The following is a 17,860-nucleotide window of genomic DNA, read 5'->3' as shown; positions in this document are numbered from 1 at the left end:
TCCCTCTCATTCCAGACTGATCTGATTACGTCCATTGCATTTTGCTTTGTAGAGCGCATCATCCATGCGGCGGAAAATCCCCACCTGGCTGTCACTGTCAGCGTGCCACTGCGCCACCCCGGCGCTCAACGTCACCGGATGCTGTGGGAAGAACTCGTACTCCACCGTAAGCTTGCGGATCTTTTCGGCCAGATCACCGGCGTTCACGATACTATAAGCGTGACAATAGATAACGAATTCCTCGCCGCCCCAGCGGAAGAATTCCTGTTCCTCTGCGAGCTGCTGCCGCACCAAGCTGCAGAACTCCCGCAGCACTTTATCACCGGCCTCATGACCATACGTATCATTGATGTCCTTGAAATAGTCAATGTCCAGCATAATCAGCGAGAAATTCGCCCCATCCTCAATCTTATGCCGGATAAAATCCTCAAAGGCGCCCCGGTTCCGACAGCCAGTGAGCTCGTCCATCTCTGCCCTCGTCATGGCGGCAGCAATCTCCGCTGTCAGATCCTCGGCATGCGCCTCCAACTCCTGCTCGTGAAGAATCTGTTCCTTGATCATGCAGATGACAAAGGAAATGCAGGCATAAACCCCCAAGGGCAGCAGGTAGATATGCCACGACCAGAAGCGAGTGTAAAGCAGGACACCATCCAACAGCCCCAACGCTGCCAGGACCACCATGGGAAAAAGTGCATATTTTGTATACTCATTGCCGCGCTGGCTGGACTCCCACATGCTACGGAAGACAATGGCCTGCATCACCAGCAACACGCCATAGAAGAGCTGCTTGCCCAGTACCAGCCCATCATAGCCCATAAGCTCCGTCGCCAATGTCCCTGCTGCCAGCAAGGCATAGATCCAGACCGTACGCTGCACGCCAGGACGCAGGTCCGGCTCCAGCATCTCCACTACCACAGCATTCGCCGATACCGGCAGCAGATAGCAAAGAAAATTTTCCAAGAATCGCCAGATCACCGGCGCATCCCAGATTAGCTGTTTCACATTGGAAAGGCTGACCGTCCATACCGTCATGATTACCATGAAGAGCAGCAGCTTGCCATTAAGCCGCCGCCGTGATGACCGATGCATGAGATACATCACTGTAATCATGCCCAGGAGCACTGCCACCGGCAAGGTCACCACATAGGCAAGATCCGTGGAAAAGATACGCTTGGCCTGCGCTTCATCGGTATCGATGATAAAATTATTGAACACCCCCAGCTGATGGGGATAGTCGGCGTAGAAATGAAAGAGCAGCATCGTATCATGAGTGAGCGCCGGCAATTCCACCAGATGCCATTTACTGCCATGCCCCAGAAAGCGCGGTGCAAAGTCACCATCGGCATAGACCTTATTGCCCTCCACAAAGACTTCCACCGCCTGCCCGCTGGTAGCAAAGAGCAGCGTGTTTTCCTGCGGATTCAGGGGCGATAATGGCACCTCCAGCCAGATTTCATGGGCATTGCCCTTGGCCGGCGAACGGAAACTATGGATATCGAAATAACGCCATTTTCCCTGACTCTCTGCCGTCAGATACTGCCAGTCACTGCCGATGACCGCAGCTCTGGCTGCGCCGCCCCGAAACATAAGCAACACAAAGAGGCATAGAACTACTATGCAAAACCGCCTCATAGTCTATGCCCCCTTCTAATAGCTATCCCAGCCCAAATCCCTTGGCTTAACTATTCGCTATAGAGGTGCCTAATACCTGCTATATTTTTCATTCGCTTTCTTCATTGTAAAGAGTTTTGAACCAGTGCATATTGTTTTGCGGCTCCCGGCACACCCGGTTGCGCCCCGTACGCTTGGCTGTATAGAGGGCATCATCCACCCGTTTCAGCAGTTGCGTAGCAGAATCCGTCACGCCATGCCAGGAGGCCACCCCGATGCTGCAGGTTATATTGCATCTTTCATGGATTTTTGCCATGCTCACCTGCACCCGCAGGCGCTCGGCAATCATTACGGCCTCATCCCCCGTGCAGTGCTGGAAGAGGATGATAAACTCCTCCCCGCCCCAGCGGACAAACAGGTCTTTTTTCTTGATATGATCGCGGACGACCTGAGCAAAGCCTGCGAGGACCTCATCGCCCACCTCATGTCCAAAAGTATCGTTAACCTGCTTGAAAAAGTCAATATCCAGCATGATCAGGGAGAACGGCTCTTCTTCTCTCTGATGCCGGAAGATTTCCTCGGTCAGCACTTCTTCCAGCTTATTGCGGTTATAGCATTTGGTCAGGTTATCCCGGGTAGCCTTTTCCATGGCCTGGCTGACTTCCTGCTGCAAGCCGGTGTTGCGCGTCATCAGATTGCGTTCGCGTTTGATCTGGTGGCGCACAATGAATACAACGAACACACACAGCGAAAGCGTGGTATAGGGCAGCATGTAGCCCTCCATCACAACTTTATGACCATACAGGGAAATCCCATCAATCGTTCCGGCCCCCGCCATAAAGACCAGCGGCACCGACACAGCCCGGGCATACATGTTGCCCTGATGGGCTGAGCGCCAGATCGCATAGAGAGCTATGCCCTCCAAAACTGGCAGCAAGACATAAAAAGCGACTTGTCCCCGGCTCATGCCATTGAAGCCTAAGAGTTCTGTCAGGATTGCTCCCAGCAGCAGTAAGATATAGATAAAGACCGTGCCCCTTACGATGCGCTTGTAGCCCGTGTCTACCACCTGAAAGATCACGAGATTGGCCAGCAGGGGCAACAGATACTCCGCCGTCTGCATAAGGAAGCGCCAGAACACCGGCGCATCCAGAACATACTGCTTGGAATTTGTCGCACAGACCATCCAAACCAGGAATACCGTCATAAAGGCAATAAAGGATTTATAAAGCCGCTTGGGCGCTGCGGGACTCGTGGCATAGATCAGGATCATCACCAGCATGAAACCGGCCAGAGGAATGTTCATGACATAGGGCACGTCCTGCCGAAAAATGCGCAGGACCTGATCCACATCGCTGTCCAACCATACCTTGCCGAAATATCCCAAGCTATGAGCCGAAGCCGAATAGGCATGGATCCGCAGTTCCTTGCCCCCGCCATCTATGGGAAGCTTCACGATATGCCAGCGCTGGCCATAGGACATGAAGGCAGGTTTCAGCTCCCCGTATTTATAGATGCACTCATTGTCCAGCCAAAGTTCAAAGGCCTGATCCCTGGTCTGAATCAGCAATGATGCATCATGGGGCAGTTCCGCGGGCAAAAGGGTTTTGAGCCAGACCTTGTCGTCCTCGCTGTTCACTGGCGGCGTATGGGGAAAATCGAAGGAATGCCAGGCCGACTCCTCAATGCCTTCATTTTCCGTCTGCCAGTACCAACGCCCCTCCAACTCTGCTGCCACGCCTCGCCGGACAAAAGGCAAAGCCAGGATCATCAGCAATAAAGTAAGGGAGGTCAGCAGCGGCAAAACAATAGCCATCCAGCCTCTAGCTGACTTTGCTCGCACAGCCTATCCCTCCCTTGTATAAAAGCCGTCCCCAACAGGGGACGGCCTATGAAATTATCCTTATGCCAACACTCTTGCCAAACGGACCAGTTCCGGATTCAAAGTCTTGTTGTTATTGACAGCATCGAAGAGATTCACGCCAACGACCTTGCCTTCGTTGAAACCGAAGACGAGGTTCGTTGCGCCGGAGATGATGGCCAGAGCAGCCTTTTCACCCAGCATGGAAGCCTTGATGCGGTCTTCGATTGTCGGGGAACCACCGCGCTGGATATGACCGAGAACGGATACGCGGGTATCGATGCCCGTCTTGTCCTCAACCACCTTGCCCAGACCAACAGCAGAACCTGCACCCTCAGCCACTACGATGATGCTGTAGCGCTTGCCGGCATCGTACATAGCCTTGAGTTCATGGCAGATTTCGTCAAGGTCATATTTCACTTCCGGTACGAGCACGTATTCTGCACCGCCGGCAATACCAGCCATCATAGCCAGCCAGCCGGAATTGCGGCCCATAACCTCTACGAGCATGATGCGACGATGAGCGGAAGCCGTGTCACGGAGCTTGTTGATGGCATCGACAATCGTATTGGCAGCCGTATCGCAGCCAATCGTGTAATCCATGCCCCATACGTCATTGTCAATCGTGCCCGGCAGGCCGACGATCGGCATGCCCGTTTCCTTGGACAGGAGAGAACCGCCGGTGAGGGAACCGTCACCGCCGATGATTACAAGACCTTCAATCCCGCGCTTCACCAGATTTTCAAAGCCCTTCTTACGGCCTTCCGGCGTCTTGAACTCCATGCTGCGGGCCGTGCCCAGGAAAGTACCACCGCGCTGGATCATATCGGATACGCTGCGGCTCGTGAGCTCCTCGATGCGGTCATCGATCATGCCAGCGTAACCATCATAGATACCATAGACCTTTACCCCTTCATGCAGGGCAGTACGTACTACGGCGCGGGCTGCCGCATTCATTCCCGGGCTGTCGCCGCCAGAAGTCATTACGGCAATTGCTTTTTTAATCATGCAAACATCTCTCCTATATAGAAATCCATAACAATAATAAACCAAAGTAATATAGGCAGGTCTTGAAACATACCTATTATTATTTTACGCAACTAGCTCACAAATGTAAAGTATTTCCACGCAATTTGTTCGACAAATAATACGAAAAACCTTCCCCGCAGGGAAGGTTTTTTTATAAAATTTCTTACTTCACACTCATGATGCCCAGTGCATAGCAAACGATGCCCAGTGCGAAGAGGCCAAAGATGATCCAGATGGCGTTGACCTTGCGGCGCAGCAGAGCCATGCAAGCGAAGGTCATCAGCAGCGGAACGAGGCCCGGCATCAGCTGATCGAGGATGCCCTGAACCGTGGTTACTACATGCTCACCCTTGGCATTGGTGATTTCAGATACCACCACGGGAATGTTGACCGAAGTCCACTTGTTAACGAGTGCACCCATGACGAACAGACCGAGGATGGAAGCACCTTCCGTGATTTTCTGGAGCTTGTTGCCAGCGATATCCTGTACGATGTCCGTACCTTTGGCATAGCCGTATTTGATACCGTACCAGCGAACGCCCAAACGGATCAGGTTGAACAGTACGAAGAACAGGATCGGGCCGATGATGCTGCCGGTCAGGGCGAAGGATGCACCAAGCGCAGCGGTGATCGGACGCAGCGTACCCCAGAAAATCGGGTCACCGACGCCGGCCAGAGGGCCCATCATACCAACTTTGATACCGTTGATAACACCATCGGGAATGTCAGCACCGTTAGCCTTCTTTTCTTCAAGAGCGGCCGTGATACCGATGATCGGAGCCGTTACGAATGGCTGCGTGTTATAGAATTCCAGGTGACGCTTGATGGCCTGCTTGAGTTCTTCGCCTTCATAGAGACGGCGCAGGATAGGAACCATACCGAAGCAGTAGCCCAGGCCCTGCATACGTTCCATGTTCCAGGAAGCCTGCAGGAAGTTAGAACGGACGAAAGTCCAGAAAAAGTCGCTAGAAGTAATCTTCTTTTCCATTATATTGTCCTCCTCGTTGTTACAGATCAGTCGAGTTCATCATCAAGGTCGCTGGAAGAAGCAGCTGCAGCAGCACCAGCCGGAGCGGCAGCGACTTCCTGATATTTCGGGTTGAGCTGGATGTAAACCACAGCGCAAACGAGACCGATAACACCAAGAGCAACCAGGTTGAAGTCCGTGAATGCGGCAACAACGAAACCGAGGAAGAAGAACGGCATGAGGTACTGAGCGCCCATCATGTTAATAACCATTGCATAACCAACTACGACGATGAAACCGCCGGCAACCTGAAGACCACCGGAGATAACAGGCGGAATAGCGTTCAGCATGTCCTGAACAGCACCCGTACCAACCGTCATAGCTACGAGCAGTGCAGGGATACCAACGCGGAGGCCCTGCAGGATCAGTGCGCCATAGTTGCAGAGGTCGATACCGAAGAGGTTGCCCTGTTCCGCATAGTCATCTGCTTTGTGCTGGAATACAACGGAGATCGTCTTACAAATGATAGCCAGAACCTGACCAGCAGCAGCCAGCGGCATAGCGATAGCGATACCAGTTGCCACATCCTGATGGCTGGCAACAACGAGAATCGTGGAAATTACGGAAGCCAGAGCAGCGTCCGGTGCGATAGCAGCACCGATGTTCATCCAGCCCAGAGCCATCATTTCCAGAGTACCACCGATAATAATACCAGTTGTCATATCGCCTAAGATAAGTCCAGTAACGGTGCACGCGATCAGAGGACGGTGCGTCTGCATTTCATCAAGGCAGGAACCCATACCTGCAATCGTGGCAAAAATAAAGATCAGCAAAACTTGCATAGTGCCCATTATATATTCCCTCCATTATCTAATTCCCGCAGCGGCAGGCCGTCATACACCCCAGCCTGCCGCCGCAAAAAATACGGCCAATTATTTGAGGACATCCATCAGCATGACTTTCTTATCCGTATCAACCTTGCGGATTTCCAGTTCGATGCCTTTTTCGTTGAGCTTCTTGAAGGATTCGATATCCTTGTCATCTACGGAAACAGCACCAGTGATCTGATGCTTGCCTTCATGGAAGCTCATGCCGCCGATGTTGACGCTCTTGATATCCACACCATGTTCTACCATGTAGAGCACGCTGGTCGGATTCGTGAAGAGCAGCAGGCATTTCTCGTTTTCATATTTCGGGTTATTGTAAACACGGACAGCCTTCTCAAGGTCAACCACATGGGATTTGATGCCGGCCGGAGCAACCTGCTTCAGGAGCGTTGCGCGGATCGTGTCTTTTGCTACTTCGTCATCGCAGACGATAATACGGCTGCAGCCCGTAACCTTGGACCAAACGGTTGCTACCTGACCATGGATCAGACGGTCATCAATTCTTGCAAGTACAATATTCATTATAAATCCTCCTCATCATCATCGGCGATCTGGCTGGCATGGAAAGTCTGCAGGCCGTTCTTGCCGGCTTCCACAGCGCGCTCCATCAGAGCCTTGATATCAGAACCATCATCAGCCAGCTGAGCGCTGCACATCTCGATGAGCATGGGCAGGTTCACGCCGGTCACAATACCATACTTCTCATTGCTGATTACCAGACGACAAGCAGCGTTATAGGGGCTGCCACCGAACAGGTCGTTCAGGAACAGTACACCATCTTCGCAGTCAAGGTCTTTGATGGCAGCTTCGTACTTAGCTACCACATCATCCGGGCCTTCACCAGGAACCAGCGTTACAGCTGCCACATTCTTCTGCTCACCACAGATCATTTCGCAGGAACGAACCAGTTCCTCGGCAAAGATGCCGTGCGTACCAACAATAATACCAAACATTCTCATTACCTCCTAAAATCTTTTCCCCTCATGATTTATGATTGAATCTGAACGTTTTTGGCTTATTTTGCCTTACGCCCCTATATAATGCAAACAGCGTGCCAACTTTGTGTATCAAAAACGAAATTTTATCTTTTCGTTTGTTTTCCCTGCGTTTTTCACTTGTTTTTCATAAAACTTTTTTATTTATGATACTATTAATATTGTTTTGATACACTTCAATACACTTTCCGATACTCTTTTGCTAAAAATTACGCCCATCACATAAAAAAAAATACACTATGACAAATGTCATTGTCATAGTGTTTCATCTGTATCAGAGCATATTTGCCATAAAGTAATACTCATCCTCATCAAAACGTAATTTCAACGTTTCGTCAAAGATGACCGCAGCTTTTTTCAGCGCTGCCAGTTTCCTTTCATCCACCAGCGACTTGTCTTCCTTATAAACCAACGGACTGCGTGTGACTACGCGTTCGAGGGCACAGCCGCAGTGTACCAACAATCGCACCCGCAGGGGATTGGAGAGCTTGAGCTGCAGGTCTGCCTCCAGTGACTTGTCAAATTCCAGCAGCACACTCATGATCTTGGCAGGATTTAAATAGGTAAGAAATCTTTGCAAGGATTCTTCACAGAGCCGCTGCACCACCATATTCCCCTTGCCATCGCTTTGAGGGCTTTTGGCCTCAATGGCCGTTTCGCTGTCAAAGACCAATTCTGTCAGCAGCCGTTCCCCTTCCCCATCAATAAGCTGCTCCAAGGGGATAAAAGGCACATTCATGGCGGGCTTCTTCATGCCCACGGCCGCCACAATGCGGTATTCCTTGGCGATTTCCGCCAAACGCTCATCCAGATGCAGTACCCCCACAGGGATAACCTCGATGATCCGCCCCGCATGACGCAGGACATCTTCCACCAGTGCCTTTATCTTCATGGCAGCACCATGCCCGGAGGAACAAATGGTCACGATGGCTTCCTGTGTATTAATAGGCAATTCATGTGTATCAACAGCCTCATATCCCTTGAAACTCAGCAGCGATTCATAGATACTGTCGAGGTCCATACCCGCGATATCCACCTTGCGCATAGCCTCCAGGATCAATGGCGTGGATACCATATCGAGCGTACGCACGGGAATCTTCAGGCGTTCGGCCAGCAAAGCACCGATATTGCAGAGGGAACCCATATCCGCGAGAATCAGTACCCCCTTCTGGCATTCCATCCCCTTGAGCATCGCAGCCGTCTGTTCCAGTATATCCTGTGGATTGACCTCGAGCGGCATATCAATGGCAATGATATTCGTATCCACAGAGCTAAACAGACGCTTGGCCACATCCACCATCGAACTTGCCGTAGCCTTGCCATGGGTGGCCACGAGGATGATGATCTTTTCCTCCAGTTCATCATCGTCTGCTGATTCGAGCAGCAGGGCGATATACTCTATCTCTGCCTGTGGCACGGTCACATGATAGTGCTGTTCAATCAGGCCGCCGATTTCCTCGGCAACCCGCATATAATCCGAATCCTTAGGGATAGCACCTTCGATTTCCGTATAGGGAATCGTCTCCTGTGCCTTGACGCGCTTCAGGAATGCCGACAGATGCAGGCTGAAGGCATAGAGGAAGCGGTCGCGGTAGCTGCGGTTGAGCCGCTTCTGCACATAGAGGGAAATCTGCTCGGAAAAGTCCACCAAAGCCTCATCCACAATCTTCAGCAGACGTTCCCGCGTGGTCATATTGACCGAATGTTTCTTATTATATAGTTCCTTGACATAGACATTGACATCCGTGGCCACGATCTGCTTGATGAGCTCGTCGCTAATGCCCTCGCCCTTGAGGAGCGCGACCTTGTCCTCCACCACCTGATAGAGATTGAAGCCCTCGCGGCTGCCCTCATCGTCGAGCTTGAACTTGCCGCCCGGCGGTGAAACAAGCAAAGGCTCGCTGACATACTGCGTAAGTTCAGCCAATTCCTGCCGGTTAGCCGATAACGTCAGCAACCCATCCCGCACGCTAGGCGGCAGCATCCGGAAATCCGCCTCGATAAAGCTCGGATTGTCGATACCGTTGAGGAACGCCTGCGCGCAGAGCAATTTAATGTTGGATTTGAGCTGTCCCACATTGCCGCTGCCGATGCTGCCAATCAGTGCCTTGACGGCCTCCACGCTGATGCGCACGGGTTTCTTGACGCGCTGGGCCTCTTCCATGAATAGCAGCTTCAGGATATCGAGCTTTTCCTCCAACGTACGCTCTGAAAGCGGCTTGATCGTGATGATATTCGGAATGCGCCGCACAAATGTCTTGGTCAGCGCCGATTTTGGATCTTCCGTAGTTGCGCCGATGATCAGCACCTTGGCCTTACGGCTGCGGGTGGTTTCGCCCAAACGGTTGAACGTGCCCGTATCCATGAAATAGAAGATCATTTCCTGGCCTTCCGGCGGTAGGCGATGAATCTCATCAAGGAACAGGACGCCGCCATCGGCTTCTTCCACCAAGCCAGCCTTGGCCGTATCCGCACCGGTGAACGCCCCCTTGATATGACCGAACACATGGGAAATCAACAGCTGCGGATTGTTATAGTAATCGGCGCAGTTAAAGGTGATGAACGGCGCATCATCGCCGAAGCGCTTCATAGCCTTGCCATAGGCAAACATCATATGGGCAAAGAGCGTCTTGCCGACGCCGGTCTGGCCAACAATCAGGGTATGCAATCCGTCCGGCGGATAGAGGATGGCAGCTTTACCCTGTTCGACCTGCCGCTTGAGGCTCTTGTCCGCACCAATCAGCCGGGCAAAAGGATTGACTTCTTCATCTTCCGTCACAAAGAGCCGCTTGCACTCCTCCACATCTCGGAACTGCAACGGCCCCTGCCCCAATTCACTGCCTAAGCTTTCCGCCAGTGTCTCCTTATCAAAATACCGCACCGGCCGGCCTGTGAATTTCACGATCCTGTCCTGCCGATGTAATTCATTCAATTCTTTGGATACATTGTTCCGCAAGATGTCCAGTTCTGAGGCAATCTCCTGGGCATCAAAGCCAACCTGACCGGTCAATTTCTGCCCGGCCAAAGCTGCCGATCTTTCCTTTATATATTGATAAATCCGCTCGCTGCGTTTCAATGTGTATCACTCCCCTTCGATACTCTTTGTACATCATATAACAGAGTATCAAAAATGGCAAGAGCAACCGCCAGGAGGAAGTTTTGCCTATGGCAAAACCAGGACAACGGCGTTATAATTAGGTAGAGAAAATTTTAGGAGGAGTCTTCCCATGTATCTTCGCTATGCTCTGATGCCCGTTCTTACCGCAGTCTGCCTGCTGCTGCCGGCCTGCGCCTGGGGAAGCGGACCGGCAGCCCCCGTGGCCCAGCGCACCATTACCGGACGTCCGGATTTCCCCGGCGAAATGCCTGGCCCCATCAACAAGAAAGCCATCCAATCCGTCCATTTCCGTTATGAACCCGCCTTTGAGGAACCCATGATGGCCGTGGATATCACGCCAGATACCGTCACCATTATGGGGCCGGCAGAAGCCACGCAGGAACAGATGGCCGCCTTCATCAAAAAACGCAATCCCAATCCCAAGACCAACTGCACGGTGGAAGAAATGGTAAGTTTTTACTATCAGGAAGCCGGCGCCGAAGGCGTACGCCCTGACGTGGCCCTCTGTCAGGCCCTGAAAGAAACCGGCTTCTTTGCCTACGGCGGGGACGTGGCACCGAAGCAGAACAACTTCTGCGGTTTGGGTGCCACGGGCAACCACGAGCCCGGCTACAGCTTTGCCACACCGCAGCTCGGCGTGCGTGCCCATATCCAGCACCTGCTGGCCTATGCAAAATACAAACCGCCCGGACAGAAACTGGTCGATCCCCGCTATCAGCATGTGGTGAAGAACCGCCCGGACCTCCATGGCAAGGTATTGACCTGGACGAAACTCAATGGCAACTGGGCCGTTCCCGGGAAGAATTACGGTCAGGAAATCCTGATGCTCTGGCGTGAAGCCCAGGCCCCAGACGGCTCCACAGCGGCACTGAATGCCGCCCAGAAAAAAGTCAGCCAGGCCCCCGACGAGGCCATCAATCTCATCTATCGCGGCATTGTCTACTATAACCGTGATGACTTCCAGAACGCCCTGGCCGATTTCACCGCTGCCCGCAAATTTAGCCCGGAATCCGGCGAGGCACTCTTCAATCTGGCGCTGACCAGCGAGAAGCTCGGCGATAAGAAAGCCGCCCGCAAGGCCTACGACGAACTGCTGAAACTCCAGCCCAATACCAACCAGGCCTGGTATAACCGGGCACTCCTGCGCTATCAGGCCAAAGATTACGATGGTGCCATCGCCGATCTGCGCCAGCTGCTCACCATCGAAGAACGTTCTGCCGATGCCCAGAACCTCATCGGTCTCTGCCATATCGCCCAGAAAAAATATGACGAAGCTTGGAAGGATTTCGCAGCGGCCGGCAAGATCAATTCCGCCAATATGAATGTACTGGCCAATCAGTTTATTATCATGGCATGTTTGAAATAAACGCGGTATAATATAGAAAAAACTATTTGTGTAAAAGGAGACTTTATCATGGCTTTTATCGAACCCGCTCCCATTCAGGCCACCAACAAGGCCGACGGCAATGGCACCATCACGATCGTCAAACTCTTGACACCAGCTGAACTCGACGGCAAATGCGACATGTATGCCAAGGTCATCATCCCGCCCCTTTGCTCCATCGGCGTCCATGAGCACCACGGCAACACGGAGACCTACCACATTCTCTCCGGCACGGCCCTCTACAATGACAACGGCACGGAAGTAACCCTCGGCGCCGGCGCCACGACCTTCTGCCCAGACGGCGAAAAACACGGCATCGCCAACCCGTCCAAGACAGAAGACCTTGTATTCATGGCTTTGATTATCAAAAAATAATTTTTTAAACCTACAAAAACAGGCAATGAACCGGATATTTCAACTAGTTCATTGCCTGTTTTCTTACTGAAAATAATTTTACTCGAGTATTGTACAGATTAAATAAAAAAATATGTTCGCAGCGTTGCGGAATAAATATCTTCATCACATTTATATCGCGCTTACTCATCTTCTATCTACCAACTTAGCACTTAATCGCGGACATCACCTGAAATTTGGCGCAGAAATTTCCTATACCATGCTCCGGTCCAAAATCTGTTTTTTCCTCACAGGCATGCAAGGCCCGCAGTGCCGCATAGTTCTGCGCAAGTTCTTTTGGCCGTTTGTCTTTCAGCGTAAAGATATACTGCCAGCCATATTCACGGCATTTCCTCATCACAGGCTCTGTTGCATAAAGACCATCCCCCTGCAGACAGACAGGCAATCGCGGATATTCTTTCTTCAGTCTTTCCATCAGCCGTTTGGCTGCACGCTGTTCACAGTCCTGTTTCGTGACATGTTTATCTTCATTCTCAATAAATTCTGTGCCTATACTCAGAACCAGCGGGCCTACTACCAGTTTTGCTTCCAAAATTTTATGGTAATAGATGGTTTGTTCTTTGCCATCCCGAAGTTTCCGCCTGCATACAAGGTCATGCTCACAATGGCGTTCAGAAAAGTACCATCCAGCACAACAGGCCAGTATTTTTCTAAAAACCGAAAATTATCAAAGGTTCGGCTGCGTATCAGGTGACGAATCATTTTGCACGCGGTTCTGACATTTGGTTGAACCATGTGCAGAGTTCAGCGAAAAAAGTGATAGCTGATTTTCATAAAGTCCACAATACCCCGGTCGTGCTTATGGATTAACCGCTTTTGTGCTTTTCTAAGCCAATCTCTGCGTTTCAGCATGAATAAAACCTCCTTTGCGAAAAAATTCTTTTTCTTAATTTTAACGCATAGGAGGTTTCGTGGACTATTTAGTGCAGAATTATTTTATTCCGCAGGACTGGTAAAAAAATAAAAAAATTCTGACATAAACAGGAAATTATCTTCATTATGTCGTAAAAACAGTATTGAAGGAATATAATGTTTTGGACATGGAGATAGTAAATCATGCGCAGAACATACAGTATATACATGGGTCAACCCCCCCACTTAACGCTTCGCGTTTGAAGTGGGGGCTTACAGCTCGGTAAAACATAGGTGCTAACGGCATCGCAAGATGTCTCCCTAAAGCCGGCCGCATCGTCGGGCAGTTGACAATGCCCGCTTTACCAAGGAGATTTACTCCGAGGTAGTTGTTATTCTTTCATAGCGAGGATTATTGTCCCCAGAAACCCACATGGTTCCGAGCAATTGGATGTTCATTGCGCCGATACGGTCATCGTTAGATTTGTAACCACACTGGCAGCTATATAAGTGTCTATAGTGGTCACGATTTTCCTTATGGATTGTACCGCATTTAGGACAACGTTGAGAAGTGTATTTAGCAGATACTTTCAGGACTTCGGAACAATTTTCATGGGCTTTGTAGGTCAGAAATTGCTCTAACTGGTAAAAACTCCAACTCCGCAAATCATAATTCTGTTTTGCGGTTCTGGACAAGTTTGACTCCTCAAAGCTGACACCAGTTAAATCCTCAAGTACGAAAAGAGTATCCTTACCGTATTTCTCAACGAGTGTCTTAGAAATCTGATGATTTACATCGGACATCCAACGGTTCTCTCGCCCAGAAATGGCTTTGAGTCTACGCTTTGCGGATTTAGTCCCTTTGGATTGGAGTTGCTTACGAAATTCCTGGAACTTGTGGCGTTTAGCAGCAATCTTCTTGCCAGAGACGAACTCGGTTTTACCATGTTCGTCGTAACTGACTGTCAGGAATCGTAGCCCACGGTCAATACCGACGACATGGCGGACGTTCTCCTTTTGGAAGTCTTCAACGGTTTTGGTGACGGGAATATGGAGATACCATAATCCTTTGAGCTCGACCAGTTTGGCTGTGCCAAGCTCGTAAGAACCATCAAGATATTCTGCAAAATGTTCGCCTTCAAAGGTGCATTTGGTCCTCTTGCCAAGGGTATTGATGGATAAAGTCTGTCCGTCGTCAACGAAGCTGTAATCACGGTTGCGAACTAGGTCTGCCTGAGGTCGGCTAAAGAATACAGGTTTCCAAAGCCATTCCAAAGTTCTGGTGATATACTGCCAGTTACCGTCTTCGTCCTTATATTTGTAAGTATTTTGAAAGAGCTGCTGTTTGACGGTCTTATATCTGGCGATAGCGGTTTTGATAGAAGACTGAGCTAATTGTGATTTAAGGCCAAATCGGCCGCGAAGCTCGCTGTATAGTTCTCTATTGAGGCCTTGGTAAGCCAAGTTGAATTGATTGTCAAAGATATGTTGCGACACGAAGTTACAAGCCTGACGATACTGTTCGGTCATTTGACGGAACAGAGTCTCTTGTTCAGGTGCAACATGTATACGAAGTTTTATTGTTTTAGTTAGGTTGGACATTTTTCTCACCTGCCTTTCTAAGGCGTATATTACTTCATCAAAAATATTATATCTTATATTTTGCTGAAAATCTAGTATTGAGAAAGGAGGGAGCGGGCAGGAGACCCCGACTTATAGAAGTCGGGGTCTCCTGCCCGCGATAAGATGAACTATAATCGGAAAAAGTGTTGGGGAGCTGTTGTTATCGTATTCATAGGGGCTGTTTTGGCGGCAGGCTACGCCATAGGAGATTATTTTGTTGATTATGCTCTGAAGCGCGGCAACGAGACAGATCCGTTGGCGCCTCCTGCTGCCTGCGTCAATATTCTTGACAAGAGCAGGGAAATGCCTGAAGAACCGGCGGTGCCAACGGAAGAGTGGCGTATGACCATGCCGGATGGCAGGAATGTAGTGGCAGTAAGCTATAGGCCAGCCCAAACGGGGCACCGCTGGGTTATACTGGCCCATGGCTATGGCAGGGACCACCGTTATGTCCGGGATTATGCCGAGGTTTATCTGAAGCAGGGGTATCACGTGCTTTCTCCGGATCTATGCGCCGCCGGGGAAAGTGAAGGGCAGTACATTACCATGGGGGTCAAGGAAAGCGAGGAAATTGCCAAATGGGCGGCTAAAGTCAAGGAATCCGATGAGAATGCAGAAATTGTATTGCACGGAATATCTATGGGGGCTGCCACGGTAATGCTGGCAGCGGGCAGATACGAAATGCCGGGACTGGCAGCCGTCATAGAGGACTGCGGCTATACCAGCGCCTACGATATGTTTACAAATCAACTGGACGTTATCTTTGGCCTGCCGGAATTCCCCATTATGACATGCGTAGACATTGTAAGCGGCATTAAAACCGGGGTGAAAGTGTCAGACGCCGCCCCCATAAAGGCGGTTCCCGGCATCAAGGTTCCGATTATGTTCATCCATGGGACGGCGGACAAAATGGTGCCGCCTTCTATGATGGATAAGCTGTACAATGCCTGCCCTGCTCCCAAGAGTAAATTTATCGTAGAAGGAGCAGGACATGGGGATGCGATGACAGTGGCCGGAAAAGAGTATTGGGAGGCTGTTTTCAGCTTTTTGGATTCCCTATGTCCGTGAGGCCATTCGCGCCGGTAAGAGCGCCCGGGAAATACGTTCCATGTGGCGCCGCGATGTAGAGAGATGAAGGCTTTTGCTCGATAAGTTTTTACTGGAATCGATGGATTAGGAGGGATTTTTGTGACAGAAGCGGAAAAACTGGATGCGGGGCTTGAATACGATTTCACGGAGCCGGAAGTGCGCGGACGAAAGTTCCGTGCTGTCAAGGGGTGCCAGAAGCTCAACGGCATAGACATGACAGAAACGGCGGCAAGGGAGGCTGCAATTCGGGAACTTTTCGGGAGTGCGGGAAAAAGCCCGGTGGTTCTTCCCACCTTTCATTGCGACAATGGGGGAAACATTCATGTCGGGAACAATTTCTTTGCCAATTATAATGTGACTATCCTCGACAATAGAGAAGTACGAATCGGAGATAATGTGATGATAGGACCGCATACGCTTATTGCCACAGTGGGGCACCCGTTGTCCCCGGCAAAGCGTCGTATGCACTGTGCCATAGCAAAGCCTATTCGTATTGGCAATGATGTGTGGATTGGCGGTAATGTGACGATTATGCCGGGACTTACAATTGGGAATAACGTGGTTATTGCGGCTGGTGCTGTCGTTACTAAAGATGTGCCGGATAATTCATTGGTGGCTGGAGTACCAGCCAAAAAAGTCCGTGATTTGGAAAATGATGTTTTTGAATGATGTGGAGCATGAACACTCTATAGCAACAAGACAAAGGGGGAATGAATATGCCAAAAATGACAGGAAAACGCTCGTTTTTATTTTTGCTGACAATTGGTTTTTTGTGCAGTTTGGTTTATGCGTCAGTTGCGCAGGCGGCAGAAATTCTCAGAGAGGTAGTTCCTTTAGAACGTAATCATGTGGCCTTGCATTTGGAACGCTATATAGAACAGGATGGGCAGTCGAAAAAACCAATCCTGTTCGTACATGGCGTGACTTTTTCCTCCCATGAGTTCGATGTCAATTATAAAGATTACAGCTTGGCGAGATATTTTGCCAAGCATGGTTATGAAGTATGGCTGCTGGATATTGCAGGATTTGGCCATTCAGAGGCGGTCAAGGATGGTTTTATGCCGGACTCAGATTATGCGGCAGAGGACATAGAAGCGGCTGTGCGCTGCATTTTGGCGCGAAATAACCTTTCCTCCATGGATGTTTTAGGTTGGAGTTGGGGGACTGTGACCAGCGGGCGCTTTGCTGCACGTCACCCGGAACTGGTGCATCGTCTTGTGCTGTATGCTCCTATTTTCGTTGGCATGGGCGAAAAGGCAGTTAAGGAGCCGTTCCATCACAATACATGGGGAAGTGCGGCCTCTGATTTTCAGAGAAAAGCTGATGGAAGCATCGATTTTGATATCGCAGAAGAGCTTCTTGTCAATACCTACATTGCCAATGCTTGGCATTATGACCGGGACAGCAGCCCTAACGGAGGAAGACGGGATTTATTGGTCAGTGATAATGTAAGGCTGATACCTATGGAAAGTATCAATGTTCCTGTGCTGATTATTGCCGGTTCTAAAGACCAATATGCGTCCCCTGCCCTATGCAAAGAAGCATTTGCAATGCTATCCAATAGGGATAAGTCTCAGCTCGTAATTATTGATGGTGGTGGTCATGCTATGGTCATGGAAAAACCATATTACAAGAAGTTTAGGGAAAATGTGCTGAGATTTTTGCAGGCAAATTAAGGAGAATTTTTATTAAAATGATGATAACTATGCCCCCGTCACCGGACCACCATCCCAAAGCATAGAAAAAGGCCGCTAGTCAAGAATATAAATCTTGATATGCTCCCTATTAGGTAGACAGAAGAAATAATAAAACTGTCTGCTTGATAGGGAGCATTTTATGTACAAGAAGAGATTATCACCCGAAGAGAAAATCCACTTCATTGAAAAGTATAAACGTGGAGAGGGCAGTTATGCCTCCATAGCCGCGGATGCAGGCGTTGACAGCAGATCCTTCAGGCAATGGGTTCGTAACTATGATGCTTGCGGCCCGGATGTATTCTTCAAACGACATCATCAGCGCTATTCTGTTGA

At 50.2% G+C, this 17,860-nt stretch carries 16 protein-coding genes; 6 read left to right on the top strand and 10 right to left on the bottom strand.

The features are described from left to right. Positions 1-6 precede the first annotated feature (6 nt). The 8 genes from BLQ59_RS12880 to BLQ59_RS12845 all read right to left on the bottom strand — a co-directional run bounded on the left by BLQ59_RS12880 (position 7) and on the right by BLQ59_RS12845 (position 10,426). Positions 7-1,632 (bottom strand): GGDEF domain-containing protein, encoded by a 1,626-nt coding sequence (locus tag BLQ59_RS12880; RefSeq protein WP_081342574.1) that lies wholly within the window; start codon positions 1,630-1,632, stop codon positions 7-9. Positions 1,633-1,720: 88 nt separating this feature from the next. Then, a complete protein-coding gene (locus BLQ59_RS12875) occupies positions 1,721-3,454 on the bottom strand; it encodes a GGDEF domain-containing protein (RefSeq protein ID WP_143005360.1) in 1,734 nt (577 codons plus the stop codon). A 60-nt stretch (positions 3,455-3,514) separates the two neighbouring features. Continuing rightward, entirely contained in the window at positions 3,515-4,480 is a 966-nt protein-coding gene (pfkA, locus tag BLQ59_RS12870; protein ID WP_074573261.1) for a 6-phosphofructokinase, read from the bottom strand. 184 nt (positions 4,481-4,664) lie between these two features. After that, positions 4,665-5,489 carry a PTS mannose transporter subunit IID gene (gene manZ / locus BLQ59_RS12865; protein WP_073092071.1) on the bottom strand — a complete coding sequence of 275 codons (825 nt, stop codon included), beginning with the start codon at positions 5,487-5,489 and terminating at the stop codon, positions 4,665-4,667. 26 nt (positions 5,490-5,515) lie between these two features. Continuing rightward, positions 5,516-6,319, bottom strand: a complete 804-nt coding sequence (locus tag BLQ59_RS12860; protein WP_074573260.1) for a PTS mannose/fructose/sorbose transporter subunit IIC — start codon at positions 6,317-6,319, stop codon at positions 5,516-5,518. Positions 6,320-6,400: 81 nt separating this feature from the next. Continuing rightward, positions 6,401-6,877 carry a mannose/fructose/sorbose PTS transporter subunit IIB gene (locus BLQ59_RS12855; protein WP_014425691.1) on the bottom strand — a complete coding sequence of 159 codons (477 nt, stop codon included), beginning with the start codon at positions 6,875-6,877 and terminating at the stop codon, positions 6,401-6,403. Next, positions 6,877-7,308: a PTS sugar transporter subunit IIA gene (locus tag BLQ59_RS12850; RefSeq protein WP_074573259.1), complete on the bottom strand. Its 432-nt coding sequence runs from the start codon at positions 7,306-7,308 to the stop codon at positions 6,877-6,879. The genes BLQ59_RS12855 and BLQ59_RS12850 overlap by 1 nt, the downstream gene beginning before the upstream one ends. Positions 7,309-7,624: 316 nt before the next feature. Next, complete coding sequence (locus BLQ59_RS12845) at positions 7,625-10,426, bottom strand: sigma-54-dependent transcriptional regulator (protein WP_074573258.1); 2,802 nt, start codon at positions 10,424-10,426, stop codon at positions 7,625-7,627. Positions 10,427-10,577: 151 nt separating this feature from the next. Here BLQ59_RS12845 and BLQ59_RS12840 point away from each other — a divergent pair, with 151 nt between their 5' ends. Then, positions 10,578-11,834 carry a glucosaminidase domain-containing protein gene (locus tag BLQ59_RS12840; protein WP_074573257.1) on the top strand — a complete coding sequence of 419 codons (1,257 nt, stop codon included), beginning with the start codon at positions 10,578-10,580 and terminating at the stop codon, positions 11,832-11,834. Positions 11,835-11,882: 48 nt separating this feature from the next. Further along, positions 11,883-12,227, top strand: a complete 345-nt coding sequence (locus BLQ59_RS12835; protein ID WP_074573256.1) for a cupin domain-containing protein — start codon at positions 11,883-11,885, stop codon at positions 12,225-12,227. Positions 12,228-12,411: 184 nt separating this feature from the next. On the opposite strand, the gene BLQ59_RS12830 is transcribed toward BLQ59_RS12835, so the two are convergent. Beyond that, positions 12,412-12,798, bottom strand: a complete 387-nt coding sequence (locus tag BLQ59_RS12830; protein ID WP_074573255.1) for a hypothetical protein — start codon at positions 12,796-12,798, stop codon at positions 12,412-12,414. A 695-nt stretch (positions 12,799-13,493) separates the two neighbouring features. Then, complete coding sequence (locus BLQ59_RS12825; RefSeq protein ID WP_074573254.1) at positions 13,494-14,720, bottom strand: RNA-guided endonuclease TnpB family protein; 1,227 nt, start codon at positions 14,718-14,720, stop codon at positions 13,494-13,496. Between the two features lie 144 nt (positions 14,721-14,864). Between BLQ59_RS12825 and BLQ59_RS12820 the strand changes: the two genes are divergently transcribed. From BLQ59_RS12820 to BLQ59_RS12805, 4 genes are all read left to right on the top strand, one after another. Beyond that, positions 14,865-15,809, top strand: a complete 945-nt coding sequence (locus BLQ59_RS12820) for an alpha/beta hydrolase (protein ID WP_074573253.1) — start codon at positions 14,865-14,867, stop codon at positions 15,807-15,809. Between the two features lie 120 nt (positions 15,810-15,929). Next, entirely contained in the window at positions 15,930-16,499 is a 570-nt protein-coding gene (locus tag BLQ59_RS16480; protein WP_305367195.1) for a sugar O-acetyltransferase, read from the top strand. A 47-nt stretch (positions 16,500-16,546) separates the two neighbouring features. Continuing rightward, positions 16,547-17,506, top strand: a complete 960-nt coding sequence (locus tag BLQ59_RS12810) for an alpha/beta fold hydrolase (RefSeq protein ID WP_256324681.1) — start codon at positions 16,547-16,549, stop codon at positions 17,504-17,506. A 160-nt stretch (positions 17,507-17,666) separates the two neighbouring features. Then, positions 17,667-17,860, top strand: a 194-nt coding sequence (locus BLQ59_RS12805; RefSeq protein WP_143005282.1) for a helix-turn-helix domain-containing protein, incomplete at its 3' end; no start/stop codon positions are given.

The organism is Pseudoselenomonas ruminantium, from assembly GCF_900104055.1.
Taxonomy (GTDB): domain Bacteria; phylum Bacillota; class Negativicutes; order Selenomonadales; family Selenomonadaceae; genus Selenomonas_A; species Selenomonas_A ruminantium_C.
Note: the sequence above shows the minus strand (reverse complement) of the source record. Positions and strands in the feature narration are given on the sequence as shown.